The 18,958-nt window shown below is 31.1% G+C and carries 16 protein-coding genes; 13 read left to right on the top strand and 3 right to left on the bottom strand.

Annotation, left to right across the window (positions count from 1 at the left end; all coding sequences use genetic code 11):
* Positions 1 to 137 precede the first annotated feature (137 nt).
* Positions 138 to 1,115 (top strand): GMP reductase, encoded by a 978-nt coding sequence (gene guaC / locus KA856_RS07670; protein WP_107386450.1) that lies wholly within the window; start codon positions 138 to 140, stop codon positions 1,113 to 1,115.
* 20 nt (positions 1,116 to 1,135) lie between these two features.
* Positions 1,136 to 2,152, top strand: coding sequence for a CAP domain-containing protein (locus tag KA856_RS07665; protein ID WP_107386449.1), 1,017 nt, complete (start codon positions 1,136 to 1,138; stop codon positions 2,150 to 2,152).
* Positions 2,153 to 2,342: 190 nt separating this feature from the next.
* Here the strand turns inward: KA856_RS07665 and lexA are convergent, their stop codons facing one another.
* Positions 2,343 to 2,966, bottom strand: a complete 624-nt coding sequence (gene lexA / locus KA856_RS07660) for a transcriptional repressor LexA (protein WP_019467990.1) — start codon at positions 2,964 to 2,966, stop codon at positions 2,343 to 2,345.
* 141 nt (positions 2,967 to 3,107) lie between these two features.
* On the opposite strand from lexA, the gene sosA reads away from it, so the two are divergent.
* The 8 genes from sosA to sbcC all read left to right on the top strand — a co-directional run bounded on the left by sosA (position 3,108) and on the right by sbcC (position 11,794).
* Positions 3,108 to 3,341 (top strand): DNA damage-induced cell division inhibitor SosA, encoded by a 234-nt coding sequence (gene sosA, locus KA856_RS07655; protein ID WP_107386448.1) that lies wholly within the window; start codon positions 3,108 to 3,110, stop codon positions 3,339 to 3,341.
* Positions 3,342 to 3,464: 123 nt separating this feature from the next.
* Positions 3,465 to 3,713 (top strand): DUF896 domain-containing protein, encoded by a 249-nt coding sequence (locus KA856_RS07650; protein ID WP_019467988.1) that lies wholly within the window; start codon positions 3,465 to 3,467, stop codon positions 3,711 to 3,713.
* A 76-nt stretch (positions 3,714 to 3,789) separates the two neighbouring features.
* Positions 3,790 to 5,778, top strand: coding sequence for a transketolase (gene tkt, locus KA856_RS07645; RefSeq protein ID WP_107384946.1), 1,989 nt, complete (start codon positions 3,790 to 3,792; stop codon positions 5,776 to 5,778).
* A gap of 212 nt (positions 5,779 to 5,990) precedes the next feature.
* Positions 5,991 to 6,230, top strand: coding sequence for a YneF family protein (locus KA856_RS07640; RefSeq protein ID WP_019467986.1), 240 nt, complete (start codon positions 5,991 to 5,993; stop codon positions 6,228 to 6,230).
* A gap of 314 nt (positions 6,231 to 6,544) precedes the next feature.
* Positions 6,545 to 6,730, top strand: coding sequence for a hypothetical protein (locus tag KA856_RS07635; protein WP_019467985.1), 186 nt, complete (start codon positions 6,545 to 6,547; stop codon positions 6,728 to 6,730).
* A 260-nt stretch (positions 6,731 to 6,990) separates the two neighbouring features.
* Positions 6,991 to 7,458 (top strand): CcdC family protein, encoded by a 468-nt coding sequence (locus KA856_RS07630; protein ID WP_107384945.1) that lies wholly within the window; start codon positions 6,991 to 6,993, stop codon positions 7,456 to 7,458.
* Between the two features lie 179 nt (positions 7,459 to 7,637).
* Positions 7,638 to 8,771 carry an exonuclease subunit SbcD gene (sbcD, locus tag KA856_RS07625; RefSeq protein WP_119536028.1) on the top strand — a complete coding sequence of 378 codons (1,134 nt, stop codon included), beginning with the start codon at positions 7,638 to 7,640 and terminating at the stop codon, positions 8,769 to 8,771.
* Positions 8,768 to 11,794 carry an exonuclease subunit SbcC gene (gene sbcC, locus KA856_RS07620; protein WP_107524316.1) on the top strand — a complete coding sequence of 1,009 codons (3,027 nt, stop codon included), beginning with the start codon at positions 8,768 to 8,770 and terminating at the stop codon, positions 11,792 to 11,794. Before sbcD ends, sbcC begins: the two co-directional genes overlap by 4 nt.
* A 424-nt stretch (positions 11,795 to 12,218) precedes the next feature.
* On the opposite strand, the gene mscL is transcribed toward sbcC, so the two are convergent.
* Entirely contained in the window at positions 12,219 to 12,569 is a 351-nt protein-coding gene (mscL, locus tag KA856_RS07615; protein ID WP_107384942.1) for a large conductance mechanosensitive channel protein MscL, read from the bottom strand.
* 217 nt (positions 12,570 to 12,786) lie between these two features.
* On the opposite strand from mscL, the gene KA856_RS07610 reads away from it, so the two are divergent.
* From KA856_RS07610 to menI, 3 genes are all read left to right on the top strand, one after another.
* Complete coding sequence (locus tag KA856_RS07610; RefSeq protein ID WP_432578136.1) at positions 12,787 to 14,430, top strand: BCCT family transporter; 1,644 nt, start codon at positions 12,787 to 12,789, stop codon at positions 14,428 to 14,430.
* 260 nt (positions 14,431 to 14,690) lie between these two features.
* Positions 14,691 to 17,393 carry an aconitate hydratase AcnA gene (gene acnA, locus KA856_RS07605; RefSeq protein ID WP_107386646.1) on the top strand — a complete coding sequence of 901 codons (2,703 nt, stop codon included), beginning with the start codon at positions 14,691 to 14,693 and terminating at the stop codon, positions 17,391 to 17,393.
* Positions 17,394 to 17,590: 197 nt separating this feature from the next.
* On the top strand, positions 17,591 to 18,052 hold the full coding sequence (gene menI, locus KA856_RS07600; protein WP_107384939.1) for a 1,4-dihydroxy-2-naphthoyl-CoA hydrolase MenI: 462 nt from the start codon (positions 17,591 to 17,593) through the stop codon (positions 18,050 to 18,052).
* 200 nt (positions 18,053 to 18,252) lie between these two features.
* Here the strand turns inward: menI and KA856_RS07595 are convergent, their stop codons facing one another.
* Positions 18,253 to 18,549: a HesB/YadR/YfhF family protein gene (locus KA856_RS07595; RefSeq protein WP_019467977.1), complete on the bottom strand. Its 297-nt coding sequence runs from the start codon at positions 18,547 to 18,549 to the stop codon at positions 18,253 to 18,255.
* Between the last annotated feature and the right edge of the window lie 409 nt (positions 18,550 to 18,958).

Raw genomic sequence — 18,958 nt, 5'->3', positions numbered from 1 at the left:
GTAAAGATAAATAAAATGTCATTGTTCGGAAATAACTATCGTATGTTTAAGTATTTCTATTTAGAGTTATGAATTTTATTTGAAAATCTTACCTTTAAATACTATTTTATTAATAAATGTTAGGGGTTTATTTAATTATGAAGATATTTGATTACGAAGATATACAGCTTATTCCAAATAAATGTATTGTTAATAGCCGTTCAGAATGTGATACTACTGTGAAATTTGGTCCAAAATCATTTAAATTGCCAGTGGTACCTGCAAACATGCAAACAGTAATGAATGAAACATTAGCAGAATGGTTTGCTGAAAATGATTACTTCTATATTATGCATAGATTCGATGAAGAAGCACGTATACCATTTGTAAAGCAAATGCATGATAAAGGATTATTTGCTTCAATTTCAGTTGGTATTAAAGACCGTGAATTTGATTTTGTAGAAAAATTAGCACAGGATAAAGTGATTCCTGAGTATATTACAATTGATATCGCACACGGACATTCTGATGCCGTTATTAATATGATCAAACATATTAAAAACCACATACCTGAAGCATTTGTTATTGCAGGTAATGTTGGAACGCCAGAAGGTGTTCGTGAATTGGAAAATGCTGGTGCAGATGCAACTAAGGTTGGTATTGGACCAGGTCGCGTTTGTATTACAAAAATTAAAACAGGATTTGGCACAGGTGGTTGGCAATTAGCTGCGTTGAACCATTGTAGTAAAGCTGCAAGAAAACCGATAATAGCTGATGGAGGTATCAGAACGCACGGTGATATTGCTAAATCAATTCGTTTTGGTGCATCAATGGTTATGGTAGGCTCATTATTTGCAGCACATGAAGAATCTCCTGGTGAAACCGTTGAATTAGATGGAAAAATGTATAAAGAATATTTTGGTAGTGCGTCTGAGTTCCAAAAAGGTGAACACAAAAACGTTGAAGGTAAAAAAATGTTTGTTGAACATAAAGGTTTATTGAAAGATACATTAATTGAAATGCAACAAGATTTACAAAGTTCTATTTCATATGCGGGTGGCGATGATTTAAATTCATTGACTAAAGTAGATTATGTTATAGTAAGAAACTCCATTTTTAATGGAGACAGAGACTAATAAACTAGTAGGTGTAAAAAATTAAACGATTTTTATTATATGTAATTGTACTTCTTTGTATTGTTTTAATTGTTCCAATCAAAGAATTTACACCTTTAGAAAATTTGCAACAACAATTTAAAGCAAAAGTAGATAGTTGGTCATCATCTGAACAGTCACAAACTCAAAATGCTTTGAAAGTACCTGATGAGCAAGAATTTGCTTTGAATAATATTCAAATGAATATGTCGAAGACTGAAGTTGAAAGAAAACTAGGTAAAGCAAAACGCGTTACTGCAAATGAATATGGTACACAATGGTATGCGTATTATTCGGAGAATTATAGAAGCTTTATTATGGTAAGTTATATTAAAGGTAAAGTGAACGGATTATACAGTAATCAAAATGTTATTTCTTCAAAATCTAAAATTAAATATAGTACTCCTAAAGATATAGTTAGAGAACGATTAGGTGATCCGATAACTACAAAACGTAAAGGTCATTTGAGTATAGACGTTCGCGATAATGAATTTGATAATTTTAAAAAAGACAATATTTACACGACAGCTTTTTATGATAAGCATAATGACAATAATCTCACTGCGCTACTATTAGTAAGTGAAAAAATGGAGAATAGACTTCAAAATCAATATGCAACGCCTTCGCGTAATTTAGCAAAAAGTTTTGAACTTCAAAATTTTGATTTGGTCAATGCTGAAAGAGTACAACATGGGTTAAATACATTAGATTATTCTGAAACTATCTCTGATACAGCACGCAAACACAGTAATGATATGGCGGAGAATAATTATTTTGACCATAATAATCAATCTGGGGATTCACCATTTGATAGATTAGAACAAGATGGACATGATTTTAATGCAGCTGGCGAGAATTTAGCTTATGGTCAACCAAGTAGCATTTATGCTCATCAAGGATTAATGAACTCTTTAGGTCATAGAAAAAATATTCTTAAAAAAGAATTTAATACTTTAGGTGTCGGCGTTGATTTTAATGAACATAAACAACCTTATTGGACTGAAAATTATACGGGATAGTGTTTATGCATTGTTGAAAAGGGTATCTATATTCTGTGAGGATGAGGTATTATGACAACAAATAAAAAAGATCAAACAGAAGATATACTAGAAAAAGTGAAAGATGTCTTAGAAAAAAATGACAATAAATAAGAGGCTACGCTATAAGCGTAGCCTCTTATTTTAATTGAGAGTGTCTTTATCTATAAAATTAAATTTCTCTAAACAGGCCGACAACTTTACCTAAAACAGCAACTTGATCTAAATAGATTGGCGACATTGTACTATTTTCCGGCTGTAAACGGTATCGTGTTTTTTCTTTGTAAAAACGTTTGACTGTAGCTTCATTGTCCTCAGTCATTGCTACAATAATATCACCATTTTCAGCAATAGTTTGGCTTCTTACGATAACTTTATCTCCATCTAATATTCCCGCTTCAATCATGCTATCACCAACAACATTTAAGATGAAAATATCGCTGTTATGCGTTGAAGTGAAATGCTCGGGTAACGGAAAATACTCTTCAACATTTTCAACAGCAGTAATAGGTATACCTGCTGTGACTTTACCAATGACTGGCACGTGAATTGTAGATTCCATATTCACGGTTTCCCCTAATTGTTCGGTAACAATTTCAATTGCACGTGGTTTAGTTGGATCTCTTTTTATATAACCCTTTTCTTCTAATCTGGATAGATGTCCATGCACAGTTGAGCTAGATGCTAAACCAACAGCTTCACCAATTTCCCGAACACTTGGTGGATAACCCTTTGAATGAACAGTCTGTTTAATATACTCAAAAATCTCATTTTGTCGCTTAGTTAATTCTCTCATAATAGGCACTCCCTACGTTAATTTGTTTTTATTATAGCATGTATTGTTTATGTTTACAAACGTTTGTTCGTTTTCGTGTTGACAGAGAACAGATGTTCTGATAAAGTTTAAGTACAAACAAACGTTCTAGGAGTGACTTATATGTTTAAACTATATATATATCAAATTAAACCTTATATTACAGTATTACTAGTTACAATGATTTTAAGTACTGTATTTATATTAAGTGCTTATTATAATACAAAATCAGAACAAACGTACGAAATGACAGATCATCAAATCACAAATATTTCTACAAAAGACGAACAGTATCAAATGAATTCAGATGAAAAAAGCGAACGGACACTCAATCAATTTTTAGCAAAAGCCAAATAAAATATTAAGCCAACTGTATTGTGAAAGTGAATTTATTTAGTAGAATGGTAATATAAGCGTAACTATTTAGTTTCGCTTATTTTTTTGTTATATTTTCTATATTATGAATTACGGAGGTTTATTATGGCGAAAAATGATGCCGTAGATATTAAGCGTATAAATGAGTTAGCAAAAAAGAAAAAAGAACAAGGATTGACTGAATCTGAATCGAAAGAACAATCGAAATTAAGAAAAGCATATTTAGATTCTTTCCGACAAAGCTTTAAAAAACAAATTGAAAGTACGAGAGTTATTGATCCAGAAGGCAATGATGTAACGCCTGAAAAGGTGAAAAAAATATTAGATTCTAAAGATAAAAAAGATAATAACTAAATCAATTTTTTGTTAAATAATTACTAAATAAGGTATAATAGTAATGAAACTTGCTATAAGAAAGGAAGTCATTTAGATGAATAAAGAAAAAGATCAATTAGCGATAGATACGATAAGAGCCTTAAGTATCGATGCTGTTGAGCAAGCAAACTCAGGTCACCCTGGATTACCAATGGGCGCAGCTCCAATGGCATATACATTATGGACACGCCACTTAAATTTCAACCCCCAATCAAAAGATTTCTTCGATAGAGATCGTTTTGTATTGTCTGCAGGCCATGGTTCTGCATTGCTATACAGTTTATTACACGTTTCAGGTAGTTTAGAATTAGATGAATTAAAACAATTTAGACAATGGGGTTCAAAAACTCCAGGCCATCCAGAGTTTAGACATACTGATGGTGTTGAGGTAACAACTGGCCCATTAGGACAAGGTTTTGCTATGTCTGTAGGTATGGCATTGGCTGAAAAACATCTTGCTGGTAAGTTTAATAAAGAAGATGCTAATGTAATAGATCACCATACTTACGTAATAGCATCTGATGGAGATTTAATGGAAGGTATTTCACATGAAGCAGCATCATTAGCTGGTCATACACAATTAGATAAACTTATTGTATTATATGACTCAAATGACATTTCTTTAGATGGAGATTTAAACAAAGCATTTTCTGAAGATGTTAAAACGCGTTTTGAATCATATGGTTGGAAACACATTTTAGTTAAAGATGGTAATGATATAGATGCTATTGATAATGCTATTAAAGAAGCTAAAACTTCAGATGTACCAACAATCATTGAAGTGAAAACAATCATTGGTTACGGCGCGCCTAATAAACAAGCTTCTCATGGCGTACACGGTGCTCCATTAGGTGAAGAAGAAAGAAAATTAGCATTAGAAAACTATGGTTTGGATCCTGAAAAACGCTTTAACGTACCAGATGAAGTATATGAAATTTTCCAACAAACAATGTTAAAACGTGCTAATGAAAAAGAAGAAAACTGGAATAAACTTGTTGAAACATACAGTGAAAAATATCCAGAATTAGCTGAAGAATTCAAATTGGCAATCAGTGGTAAATTACCAACGAACTACTCAAATGAATTGCCAGAATTTGAAGCTGGCCATAGTGGTGCTTCACGTGCAGACTCTGGTGAAGTAATACAAGCACTAAGTAAAACAGTACCTTCATTCTTTGGTGGTTCAGCTGACTTAGCAGGTTCAAACAAATCAAACGTTAAAGATGCGGTTGACTTTGATAAAGATACACCTGAAGGTAAAAATATCTGGTTTGGTGTACGTGAATTTGCAATGGGTGCTGCTGTAAATGGTATGGCTGCTCACGGTGGTTTACATCCATATGGTGCAACTTTCTTCGTGTTTAGTGACTATTTAAAACCAGCACTTCGTTTATCAGCAATCATGGGATTAAATTCAACATTTATTTTCACGCATGATTCAATTGCAGTTGGTGAAGATGGCCCTACACATGAACCAATCGAACAATTATCTGGTTTACGTGCAATTCCAAACATGAATGTTATTCGTCCAGCAGACGGTAATGAAACACGTGTAGCTTGGGAAGTAGCAATGGAATCAGAAAATACACCTACATCTTTAGTATTGACACGTCAAAACCTAACAACAATGGACTTACCTAAAGAAACTGTTGAAGAAGGTGTGCGTAAAGGTGCTTATGTAGTGTTTGAATCAGATAAAGATCCAGAGTACTTACTATTAGCTACAGGTTCAGAAGTTAATTTAGCTATTGAAGCTGCTAAAGATTTAGAAGGACAAGGTAAAGGTGTACGTGTTGTATCAATGCCTAACTGGAATGCATTCGATCAACAATCCGATGAATATAAAGCATCTATCTTACCTTCTTCAATTACAAAACGTGTTGCTATTGAAATGGCATCATCATTAGGTTGGCATAAATATGTTGGTACTGAAGGTAAAGTGATTGGTATTGATGGATTTGGTGCAAGTGCGCCTGGTGATTTAGTAGTTGAAAAATATGGTTTCACTAAAGAAAATGTCTTAAATCAAATTCAAACGTTCTAATTATTAAGATAAAAAGATAGGTAACATTTTTGGTATGAGAGCTTTTGTTCTCATACCAATTTTTAATTATAAATAAAGATTGGATTATATTTACAAACTGAAATTATAATTGATATAATACATAAGGTTGGAAATATAAATTAATTGAGTCACTCTTGAAAAGGAGTGGTTATTTTAGTAAAATGCATTAGGATAGGAAAGTGGGTGAAACAATGGCAACTTGGTTAGCAATTTTATTAATCGTGTTAGCACTAATTCTAGGACTAGTCGGTGGATTTTTCCTTGCGAGAAAATATATGATGGATTATCTGAAAAAGAACCCACCAATTAATGAAGAAATGCTACGAATGATGATGATGCAAATGGGTCAAAAACCATCTCAAAAGAAAATAAATCAAATGATGACAATGATGAATAAAAATCAAGACGACGCATTCAAGAAGAAGAAATAATGTCTTGTGAAAAGCTGATGATTACTACCTACTAGTAAATCGTCAGCTTTTTTGATTTGAACAAATACCTATTATATTTAAAAAATGAGAATATAATCCTGGTTCGGTCATATAAATGTGATGCTACTCAATTTTTGTCATTTGCAAATCATACTTTAATGTTTCGAAATTTTATAGACGGATTAGGTTTTTTAAATGCGCATTAAAATAATTAAAGTGATAGTGAATGTAATTTATTTTTTAAATATTCAGTAAATATTTGATTGTAAAATCATATTTGTTATAATTTGTATATATAAGGGAGGTATTAATAAGTGAAGAGTGCTTATGACATGGAAGACAAAGAAGTTTTAGATCGATTAGCAAATATGCATATTAACTTTTCTACTGATGAAGCTTTCAAAGAATATCACAACGCGATGCAAATTCATGATATGAATTATCTTAGATATACTTTAGAAAATGCATTGTCAGCTTGTGACACAACACGCGCTATTTAAATAGCAATGAATAAGATAAGTCTGAAACAAGGCTTATTTTATTTTGAGTAATTTTCTATCAATACCTCCCGACGTTGACATTAATCTTTTGATACTATAGATCACCTATACATAATTGAATTTTTGAAATATACAGATAAGGCTAAATAACATGCTATACAGTCCAAATGAAAACATATTAAAATTACTGAATGTTAAATAGTAAAATGATATACTATTTGAGGTGGAGATTAAGCCAGTAACATAAAGAAGGTGTAAGCATGTTATATTTAGTTTTTTCTATAGTTGTAGCTTTTTTAATGGGTATTGGGGTAATCGTTGTAAGAATGAAAGCGCAGCAATATCCAGTAAATGAAAAGAAAATTATTTTACCGCCATTTTTTATGGCAACAGGTGCATTAATGTATGTGGTACCTTATTTCAGATTAACGGGTATGGAAATAATAGAGTGCATCGTATTAGGTGTTCTTTTCTCGACGATATTAATTTGGACTTCTCGATTTGAAACATCCGGTAGCGAAGTATACATGAAGCGGTCTAAAGCTTTTCCTATTATCTTAATTTCACTGTTGTTAATCAGAACAATTATGAAAATATTTATAAGTAATAAAATAGATCCAGGTGAAATTGGTGGCATGTTTTTCTTACTTGCTTTTTGTATGATTGTACCTTGGAGATTGGCTATGTTATATCAATATAAAAAAGTTAAGAAAACATTAATTAAATAAGCGAATGAAGTAATAATTATATTAGAGTAATTGAATATGCTTAATACTAAAGGGCTACTAAATTTCCTTAAAAATCATGGAATTTAAGTAGCCTCTTTTATATTTTGAAAAATTACTTGAGTATTAAGTAGGAGTATTATATCATAAAATCGAACGGATGTTCTATTAGGAGTGATAGAATGAAAATTGTACATACAGCTGATTGGCATTTAGGGCGGATTTTGAACGGAAAATCATTGCTAGAAGACCAAGCACATATATTAGATCAATTTATTAAAAAAATGGGCGACGAAAAACCAGATGTAATCGTAATTGCAGGTGATTTATATGATACTAGTTATCCCAATAAAGCTGCAATACAGTTATTGGAAAATACAATTAATACATTAAATTTAGAAATGAACATTCCGTTGGTGATGATAAGTGGAAATCATGATAGTAAAGAACGGTTAAATTATGGCTCAAAGTGGTTTGAAAAATCTCAACTTTATATCAGAACCTCACTTGAAGATATGTGTGATCCTATTACCATTGGAAATATTGATTTTTATACATTACCATTTTCTACAGTGAATGAAACAAGTTATTTCTTTAATGATAAAAAGATAGAAACACATCAACAAGCCGTGAGTAAATCAATAGAATTTATGGCACAGAATATTAATCCAAATAAAGTCAATATACTAATAGGCCACCTCACAGTTCAAGGTGGTATACGCACTGAATCTGAGAGAGCATTGACGATTGGCACTGTTGAATCAGTTACAGAACATTCATTTCAGCAATTTGATGCAGTGTTACTCGGCCATTTACATCATCCATTTAGTATAGATTCAGATTTTATTCATTATAGTGGTTCTTTATTACAATACTCTTTTTCAGAAACTACACAACCTAAAGGTTATAGAGTGATTGAAATGATAGATCATAAATTGAAAAGTATATTTAGGCCATTAATGCCCTTAAGACAATTAGAAGTAATTGAAGGGGATTATGAAGACGCTATTCAAGAAAAATTAAGCATAAAAGATAAAAACAACTATTTACATTTCAAGTTAAAACATATGTCACATGTTAGTGATCCTATGATGCATTTGAAACAAATATACCCAAACACGTTGGCGCTTACCAATAGTTCTTTTGAATTTAATACTCCGTTACATCATGAAAATATAGAAATACAAAAATTAGATGATACAACAATCATTAATAAATTTTTTGAGAATATGACGGATCAATCATTAACAAGCATTCAAAATAATAAAATTGGTAAAGTATTAAATCATTTACTTGAAGGAGATCAGAATAAATGAGACCTTTAACATTAAAATTAACAAATTTCGGCCCATTTTTAGACGAAACCATTGATTTTCAACAAGTAAATAATGATCAATTGTTTTTAATTAGTGGAAAAACGGGTTCAGGAAAAACAATGATATTTGATGCAATTGTATTTGCTTTATTTGGTGAAGCATCGACAAAAGATAGGAATGAAGGAGATTTACGTAGTCACTTTGCAGACGGTAAATCACCAATGGTCGTTGAATTCGAGTTTAAATTGAGAGATAGTATTTATAAAATTAATCGACAAGGCGCATTTGTAAAAGAAGGAAATAAAAATAAAACACTTGGACAACTTTCAATTTATCAACTTGAAGATACATTTGAATTACGTGAAAGTAAAGTGAATGCTGGAAATCAATTTATTAGAACGTTACTTGGTGTTAATTCAGAACAGTTTAGACAATTATTTATCCTTCCTCAGGGTGAATTTAAACGTTTCTTATTATCTAAAAGCATAGAAAAACAGGAAATATTAAGAACATTGTTTAATAGTCAAAGATTTGAAGAAATACAAAAATTGTTAAATGATGATGTTAAAGAAGTAAGGGCGAATATTGAAAAGCGTTATCATACACTTGAAACGGATTGGATGGATTTAGATACTTTTGATGAGACCTTATTAAATGAGTATAAAGAAGTAAATTCAAGACAAACTGATAAAATCAAAGCATTAATACCACAATTCAAAAGTTTAGGCGAATCTATTCAAAATGATTTATTAACAGCTAAAAAAAGAAGTATCGAAAAATTTGAGCAAGCTGAAAATTTATTAAATCGTAATTTGAAACTTCAAGATGCAATGACAAGTCTCGAAGAAAATAAACAAAAGCAAGAAGCATTGTTATCCAATCAAAATTATATAAAAAATCAAATAAAATTATTAAATGAAATCAATGAGGTAAGACCGCTCTCCAATTTACTTGACTCAAAAGAAAAACTTTTAAATAAGCATAAAGAGATAGAAAAAGATAATGCAAAAACAATAACAAGCATATCAAATTTACAGGAGCAATTAGAAAATTGTGAGAAACAATTAGCAAAACATAAAGACTTATCTGAGACAATAGATAAATCGAAAACATTTATAGAAAATTGTAAAATATTTTATAAAAAAATTGATAAATATAAAGAGCTATACCAGCAAATTGAAAATTTAAAAAACACATACGGTGAGTTTAAATCACAGTACGAAAAACAAAAGCAACAACTTAATCAATATATTGAAAAATTAAATGACAGAGAGCCAGATTATAAAAGAAATGAACAACTTAATGAAAAAATACATCAGTTGGATAGTGAAATTAAAACTAAAAAACAAAATGAGTTAAATAAAAAAGAATATCAAGCGTTGCAAAAGCGACAAACTGACATAACAGCGAAAAATGAACATATTAAATCTGAAATAAATGCATTAGATGATAAATATAAAGCTATTGATAAAACAAATATAGATTTAAACAATAAACAAGATATGATTATTAAATTACAATCAGTGCTTTCTAAAGGTGACAAATGCCCACTTTGTGGGAATGAGATTCATGAAATTGAACATCATATTGATTTTGATGAACTTACAAAAAGACATGACCAACTCAATAATATTGAACAACAACGATTAAAGTTAAAAGAACAAAAAATCAAATATGATAGTGAATTACAGCACATCTTAGAACAATTACATAGATTTAATTTAGATGAGTTAGAAAAAATTAACTATACAGAGCTTGAATTAACTAAGGATAACCTTTTGAAAGAAAAAGGATTAATAGAAGAGGAAAATGAAGAAATTAGAAACCTTAAAGAGAAAATTTTAAATTTAAGGCAAAAATCACATGAGTTAGAATTGGATTTAAAAACAAAACAATTCAAATTAGATGAAAGCACACTGATGATTAATGACTTTGAAAATACCACACAATATAAAGATGTGAATAAGTTTATTACGGCTTATGATAAATCATTAGAGGAAGTAAATGAATATCAAAAGCAATATGAATGGTTAGTACAGCAAGTTCAAAAATATAATAACGAACTGTCACTTGAAATGAATAATAAAACACATCTAGAAAATACTATAAAGAGTTTGCAAAAGGATATTAAAGAAGCAAATCAAAAAATTGATCATGAAATGAATAGGATAGGCTTTACATCATTGAAAGATGTAGAACACACCATTAATGAAATTCCTAATAAAGTAAAAATAGAAGCGGAAATAAATAAGTTCAATCAAGAGAAACAACAATTTGAAATTATCATTAATCAGCTAGAAGCAGAAATTAATAACCAAGAATTACATGATATTTCTCAATTAAAAAAAGATTATGAACAAGAAAAAGTACAACTAGATCAAGCTAAATCGATGTTAAGTCAACATAATTATAAACTTGAATTTAACAATAAGAAAATCGATAATATTTATGCTGTTATAAATCATTTAGAAAAAGAGTTACAAGAACAACAAGAAGTTTTTCAATTAGCAGAAGTATTATCTGGAAAAAATGAACAAAAATTAACTTTGGAAAATTTTGTTTTAATATATTATTTAGAACGAATACTTGCTCATGCGAACCAGCGCTTATCATTGATGACGGGTGAAAGGTATCAATTAGTTAGAAGGGAACAAACTTCAAAAGGGTATAGTGGTTTGGAAATAGATGTATTTGATTCTCACTCTAATAAAAAGAGACATATCACCTCGTTATCGGGAGGGGAAACCTTCCAAGCTTCTTTAGCGCTGGCATTAGGTTTGAGTGAAGTGGTGCAACAAGAATCTGGTGGGATTGCATTAGATTCTATGTTCATAGACGAAGGATTTGGTACCTTAGATCAGGAAACGCTGGAAACTGCTTTGGATACACTACTTAGTTTAAAATCTTCTGGAAGAATGGTTGGAATTATTTCTCATGTTAGCGAACTAAAACAACGTATTCCGCTTATTTTAGAAGTACAAACTGAGCAATACCAAAGTACAACAAACTTTATAAAACAATAAAAACAAAAAAACAGTGAATTACTTTTTGATAAAGTAAATTCACTGTTTTTTAATCTTAAAGCTATAAGCATTTAAATGAATAGGTGATGTATATTTGATTACTTTGTCCATTGAAATAAGCATAGTAACAATGATGATACGTCGATTTAAATTTTAAGATTTAATAATAATATGGTTGTGTATTGATTTTATAGTAAATAGTTAACACAAGTAACGCTCAACTGAATATTTAGGACAAAGTTTCCGCAAATACTAGCCTATCTAAAAGAGTTAGATTGCACAGTCTGATGAGTCTAAGAAAACAAAATTAGGAATTATAGACAAAAATAGACCCGTAAATGAATGTTCAAAATTCATTTACGGGTCTATCCTCATCGCTTACGCTAATATGAGATAACTAAATAATGTATTTGTTGCTTGCTGCTTATTGTTTCTCACGTAATAAATCACGAATTTCTGTTAATAATACTGTGTTTTCTTCAATTTCTTCTTCTTCTTGTTTAATTAATGTATTTGCAATTTTAACAAATATAAATAATGCAAATGCAATAATAATAAAGTCTATAATCGATTGTACAAACATACCATATTTGATACCCATGAAGGACCAACTTTTGGCAAAATCAACGGTACCAAATATTAAACCGATTAATGGCATGATAATATATGAAACCAAAGCTGTTACAATTTTGTTGAAAGCTGCACCCATAACTACAGCTACTGCTAAATCTAAGACATTCCCTTTTAATGCAAAATCTTTAAATTCTTGTAGCATATTAATAACCTCTCTTAATTAAATTTTTTTAATATAAATGTTATTATACAATATTTATTAAATTAAGAAAATACTTTTTAAAAGTGAATTTGATATTAACATAGATGTTTGTTATTCTTATGAATGGTAAAACTAAAAAATAGAAATAAATTTGTTTTTTCAAATTTTCTATTTAGATTTAAAAATTTAATATAAATATGAAAGGGAGTAATTAATTGTGAATTCTTCTGAAAATCAACCAAACGGTAAGAAGATATCCCCAGTATTTATTTATAGTGCGATTATTGTTGGTATAGTTGTTTTAATCGGGGCAATTGTTCCAGAACAATTTGACACTGTTACGAACACAATCAAACTATGGATTACTGATAAATTGGGTTGGTATTACTTAATTCTTACAACGTTTATTGTTTTCTTCTGTATTTTCCTAATTTTTAGCCCTATTGGAAAATTAAAGCTCGGTAAACCAAATGATAAACCGGAGTTTAATACTATATCTTGGTTTGCGATGCTATTCAGTGCTGGTATGGGTATAGGACTTGTGTTCTACGGTGCTGCTGAACCTATGGCAGATTTTGCTGCACCGCCAAATGCGGAACCTAAAACTACTGCAGCATATACTGAAGCATTACGTTCTACATTCTTCCATTGGGGATTCCATGCGTGGTCTATTTACGGTGTCGTTGCATTAGCACTTGCTTACGCACAGTTTAGAAAAGGAGAACCAGGACTTATCTCAAGAACGTTACGCCCTATCTTAGGCAATAAAGTAGAAGGTCCAATTGGAACAATCATTGACGTGTTAGCAGTATTTGCTACAGTTGTCGGTGTTGCTGTTTCATTAGGTATGGGTGCATTACAAATCAATGGTGGTTTGAATTACCTATTTGGTGTACCAAATACTATTTGGGTACAAGCAATCATTATTGTGATCGTTACGATTCTATTCCTAATGAGTGCATGGTCAGGCTTAAGTAGAGGTATCCAATACTTAAGTAATTTAAATATTAGTTTGGGCGCAGTTCTAATGATTGCAGTCTTGATTATTGGACCAACTGTGTTGATATTAAATATGATGACAAGTTCAACAGGTAGTTTATTAAATTCATTCCTATTTAATACTTTTGATACAGCGGCTCAAAACCCACAAAAACGTGAATGGATGTCTAGCTGGACACTTTACTATTGGGGCTGGTGGTTAAGTTGGAGTCCATTCGTAGGTATCTTTATAGCGCGTGTTTCTAAAGGTCGTTCAGTACGTGAATTTATTGGTGGGGTACTTTTAGTACCTGCTTTAGTAAGTTTTGTATGGTTCAGTGTATTTGGTGTACTAGGTATTGAAACTGGTAAGAAAAATCCTGAACTGTTTAATATGACAGCTGAAACTCAATTATTTGGTGCGTTTAATGAAATACCATTTGGAATTGTATTATCGTTGATAGCGCTAGTACTCATTGCATCATTCTTTATTACATCTGCTGACTCTGCAACATTTGTATTAGGTATGCAAACGACATTTGGTTCATTAGAACCTTCAAATGTTGTTAAAGTGACTTGGGGTATTGCTCAGTCATTAATTGCTTTCGTATTATTATTTGCAGGTGGAGGAAATGGTGCAGATGCTTTAAATGCAATTCAAAGTGCTGCCATAATCAGTGCGTTACCATTCTCCTTTGTAGTTATAATGATGATGATTTCATTCTACAAAGATGCGAATAAAGAACGTAAATTCTTAGGCTTAACTTTAACGCCTAACAAACACAGACTACAAGATTATGTACAATATCAACAAGAAGATTTTGAAGATGATATTATCAATAAAAGAGCGCCGTTAAGAGACGCTGAAAAATCAGAGAAATAAGCTTAAAAACTGAGGGCCGATGAAGGCTCTCAGTTTTTTTGTTTAAGTTTAATTGCACTTCATTAGTGATAATGATTCTCAATTAATAATAATAACTTATTACACGATACACTTGTGATAAGTTTTACTTATACATACTGATTGTAAATTCAAATCTAAATTATAGATGTTTATAATGGTAGGTAGTTGTTTTAAGTTACATATAATTATACAATTTAATTAACGGCATATAATTACTAAAAATTTCAAGGGGGATTTATATGGCTTCTAATTTAAAAGAGCAAGCGAAAAAGTCATTCGAGCTAAATGGGAAATCATACACATACTATGATTTAAAAACTTTAGAAGAACAAGGTTTAACTAAAATATCCAAATTACCATATTCGATAAGAGTTTTATTAGAATCTGAATTGAGACAAGAAGATGGATTTGTTATTTCTGAAGATCACATTAAAGCATTGTCTGAATTCAATAAAGGTACAGTAGGTGAGGTGCCTTTCAAACCATCTCGTGTAATTTTACAAGATTTCACTGGTGTACCTGCAGTTGTTGACTTAGCGTCATTACGTAAAGCTATGAATGATGTTGGGGGAGATTTAAATAAAATTAATCCAGAAGTGCCAGTGGATTTAGTTATTGATCACTCAGTTCAAGTAGATAGCTATGCGAATCCAGATGCGCTAGAAAGAAATATGAAATTAGAATTTGAAAGAAACTACGAACGTTATCAATTCTTAAATTGGGCTACTAAAGCATTTGCTAACTATAGTGCTGTTCCACCAGCAACTGGTATTGTACACCAAGTTAACCTAGAGTACTTAGCAAACGTTGTTCACGCACGTGAAGTAGACGGAGAAACAGTTGCTTTTCCAGATACATTAGTAGGAACTGACTCACATACAACTATGATTAATGGTCTAGGTGTATTAGGTTGGGGTGTAGGTGGTATTGAAGCCGAAGCTGGTATGCTTGGTCAACCTTCTTATTTCCCAATTCCTGAAGTAATTGGTGTAAGATTATCTAATGCGCTACCTCAAGGTGCTACTGCAACGGATTTAGCCTTACGTGTAACTCAAGAATTACGTAAAAAAGGCGTTGTTGGTAAATTTGTTGAGTTCTTTGGCCCAGGTGTAGAACATCTACCATTAGCAGATAGAGCTACAATCGCAAATATGGCGCCTGAATATGGTGCAACTTGTGGTTTCTTCCCTGTAGATAAAGAATCTTTAAAATATTTACGTTTAACTGGTCGTTCAGAAGAACAAATTGAATTAGTTGAAAAATATTTAGAAGAAAACAATATGTTCTTTACTGCTGATAAAGATGAACCAGATTATACAGATGTGGTTGAATTAGATTTAGCTACAGTTGAAGCTTCACTTTCAGGTCCTAAACGACCTCAAGATTTAATCTTCTTAAGTGATATGAAAGAAGAATTTGAAAAATCTGTTACTGCACCTGCTGGTAACCAAGGTCATGGTTTTGATGAAAGTGAATTTGATAAAACAGCAACAATTGAATTTAAAGATGGATCTAAAACACAAATGACTACAGGTGACCTTGCGATTGCAGCAATTACATCATGTACGAATACGTCAAATCCATATGTTATGTTGGGTGCTGGCTTGGTAGCTAGAAATGCAGTTGAAAAAGGCTTAAAAGTACCTGAATATGTTAAAACTTCATTAGCTCCGGGTTCTAAAGTTGTTACAGGTTATTTAAGAGATTCTGGATTACAAGAATATTTAGATGACTTAGGATTTAATTTAGTAGGGTACGGTTGTACAACTTGTATCGGTAACTCAGGCCCATTATTAGAAGAAATCGAAAAAGCGATTGCTGAAGAAGATTTACTTGTAACATCTGTTTTATCAGGTAACCGTAACTTTGAAGGACGTATTCATCCATTAGTAAAAGCTAACTATTTAGCATCACCTCAATTAGTAGTTGCATATGCACTTGCAGGTACAGTTGATATTGATTTACAAAATGAGCCATTAGGTAAAGGAAAAAATGGTGAAGATATCTATCTAAAAGATATTTGGCCAACAATTAAAGAAGTAGCAGATACTGTAGATAGTGTCGTTACACCTGAATTGTTTAAAGAAGAATATGAAACTGTTTATAACAACAATGAAATGTGGAATGAAATCGATGTAACAGATCAACCGTTGTATGATTTTGATCCAGAATCAACTTATATTCAAAATCCATCATTCTTCCAAAATTTATCTAAAGAACCAAATGATATTAAATCATTAAATAATTTACGTATTATGGGTAAATTTGGAGATTCAGTTACGACTGACCATATTTCTCCAGCGGGTGCTATCGGCAAAGATACGCCAGCAGGTAAATATTTACTAGATCATGACGTACCTATTCGTCAATTTAACTCTTATGGTTCTCGTCGTGGTAACCATGAGGTAATGGTTCGTGGTACTTTTGCTAATATTCGTATTAAAAACCAATTAGCACCAGGTACAGAAGGTGGTTTCACTACTTACTGGCCTACTGGTGAACAAATGCCTATATATGATGCGGCAATGAAATATAAAGAAGATGGTACTGGTTTAGTAGTATTAGCCGGAAATGACTACGGAATGGGTTCTTCCCGTGACTGGGCTGCTAAAGGTACAAATTTACTAGGTGTTAAAACTGTAATCGCTCAAAGTTATGAACGTATCCACCGTTCTAACTTAGTTATGATGGGTGTACTACCTTTACAATTCAAAGATGGTGAATCTGCAGATAGCCTAGGTTTAGATGGTACAGAAACTATTTCTGTTGACATCGATGAAAATGTAAAACCACATGATTTAGTGAAAGTAACTGCTAAAAAAGAAAATGGAGAAGTTGTTGACTTCGAAGCAGTTGCACGTTTCGATTCACATGTAGAAATTGATTACTATCGTCATGGCGGCATTTTACAATTAGTATTAAGAAATAAATTAGCAAATTAATTGTTTATTCTGAACAAAAATAAGGCTGAGACAATCTTTTGTGTCTCAGCCTTATTTTATTTGTGAACGCTAAACATTTAACTTTTTCTAGTTAAGTCTGTGGAAATGATTTTAAAATGTGTTTTCTGCCTTGCTTTCATTTTTATGTTAATATTTATATATAAGTAATTCGAACAATTGAAAAGAGGACGTTTATAATGATTTATAGTATTACAGAAATTCCTTCACGTTATGCAGAAACAGATCAAATGGGTGTTATTTATCACGGTAATTATCCAACATGGTTTGAGGTTGCACGCACAGATTATATATCAAAATTAGGTTTTAGCTATAAAGCAATGGAAGAATCTGGTATTATTTCTCCTGTTACAGATTTAGATATTAAATATATAAAAACGATACAATATCCTGAAACTGTTAAAATTAAAACATGGGTTGAAAAATATACACGTTTAAGATCAATTTATCGTTATGAAGTGTACAACGAGGTTGGCGAATTAGCTACTACAGGTTCAACTGTTTTGACTTGTATTAGGAAGGATAACTTTAAGCCTATTAGATTAGATAGATATTTTCCAGAATGGCATGCTATGTATGCAGAAGTAGATAAAAGAAATCAAGCTGGAGAAACATTTGAAGTAGAAAATGGCATGCTTTAATTTAGTTAGATGTATAAATGCATAATTCAATGTATGGTATTTGTATTTATATACATTAATTCATTTGCCATATGTTTTTCAAGTGTACAAAAGAATGATAAAGATGATTGATAAAAAGAGCCTGGAATGAAACCAGGCTCTTTTTAAGTATATATTTTTATATGAATTATATATTGTGTTATGTGTTTTGAGTTCTATTATTATTTAGCAGAATAAGCAATTTCATCGACACTATCATTGACGTCTATGAATAAATCATGGTCTTCAAAATACCATAAGTCTTTTTCGGCAATCACTACATCTAAGCCATCGAAATGGTTTTCGTAACCAATTTCTACATCATCTTTTTGATCAACACTAAATGCAGGGCTAAATCCTTGTTTTAATTGGAATTCTCCACCATAGCGAACGAAAAATTGTAAGACTTTGTTATCTTCAGGTAAATCAAGTTCATCTTTAAACCAAGATACAGCGTTATCTGAAAGTTTTATATCCATAATAAAAGTCCCCTCTCATTTCACAAGTTATAGCTTGTGACCATTGGTTACTAATTTTTAAATTAGTACTATATTTATTACCCAATTTTGAGTAATAATAAAAGTAGTATATCATATTTAAGTATAATTTTCTTTGAATTCAAATTGTTCAATCATGTTTCAGAGTGAAAACGAAGATATTTAACCACGTTGTAGATTAGTGTGGCATAATGAATATAAGGATTATAATTAAAATAATAGTAAATGAACGATAGATGTTATTGCTTATGAATGTAGAATTAAGAGAAGTGCATTTATTCCACAAATGTTAAGTTATGTTTTATAAATAATGTTTTAAAATGCTGATTTTGAGACAAGATTTAATTCATACGCTTAACTTGGATTATAATAAGTAAAAATTAATAGTATA

This window comes from Staphylococcus sp. GDB9P120P, assembly GCF_017893435.1.
Taxonomy (GTDB): domain Bacteria; phylum Bacillota; class Bacilli; order Staphylococcales; family Staphylococcaceae; genus Staphylococcus; species Staphylococcus cohnii.
The sequence above is the reverse complement of the archived record's forward strand: the minus strand, read 5'-3'. Positions and strand labels throughout refer to the sequence as shown.

Excerpts from the sequence above, each read along its gene's own strand:
- guaC (WP_107386450.1), top strand. The coding sequence starts at position 138 with ATGAAGATATTTGATTACGAAGATATACAGCTTATTCCAAATAAATGT.
- lexA (WP_019467990.1), bottom strand. The coding sequence starts at position 2,966 with ATGAGAGAATTAACTAAGCGACAAAATGAGATTTTTGAGTATATTAAA.
- sosA (WP_107386448.1), top strand. The coding sequence starts at position 3,108 with ATGTTTAAACTATATATATATCAAATTAAACCTTATATTACAGTATTA.
- KA856_RS07650 (WP_019467988.1), top strand. The coding sequence starts at position 3,465 with ATGGCGAAAAATGATGCCGTAGATATTAAGCGTATAAATGAGTTAGCA.
- tkt (WP_107384946.1), top strand. The coding sequence starts at position 3,790 with ATGAATAAAGAAAAAGATCAATTAGCGATAGATACGATAAGAGCCTTA.
- KA856_RS07640 (WP_019467986.1), top strand. The coding sequence starts at position 5,991 with ATGGCAACTTGGTTAGCAATTTTATTAATCGTGTTAGCACTAATTCTA.
- KA856_RS07630 (WP_107384945.1), top strand. The coding sequence starts at position 6,991 with ATGTTATATTTAGTTTTTTCTATAGTTGTAGCTTTTTTAATGGGTATT.
- sbcD (WP_119536028.1), top strand. The coding sequence starts at position 7,638 with ATGAAAATTGTACATACAGCTGATTGGCATTTAGGGCGGATTTTGAAC.
- sbcC (WP_107524316.1), top strand. The coding sequence starts at position 8,768 with ATGAGACCTTTAACATTAAAATTAACAAATTTCGGCCCATTTTTAGAC.
- mscL (WP_107384942.1), bottom strand. The coding sequence starts at position 12,569 with ATGCTACAAGAATTTAAAGATTTTGCATTAAAAGGGAATGTCTTAGAT.
- acnA (WP_107386646.1), top strand. The coding sequence starts at position 14,691 with ATGGCTTCTAATTTAAAAGAGCAAGCGAAAAAGTCATTCGAGCTAAAT.
- menI (WP_107384939.1), top strand. The coding sequence starts at position 17,591 with ATGATTTATAGTATTACAGAAATTCCTTCACGTTATGCAGAAACAGAT.
- KA856_RS07595 (WP_019467977.1), bottom strand. The coding sequence starts at position 18,549 with ATGGATATAAAACTTTCAGATAACGCTGTATCTTGGTTTAAAGATGAA.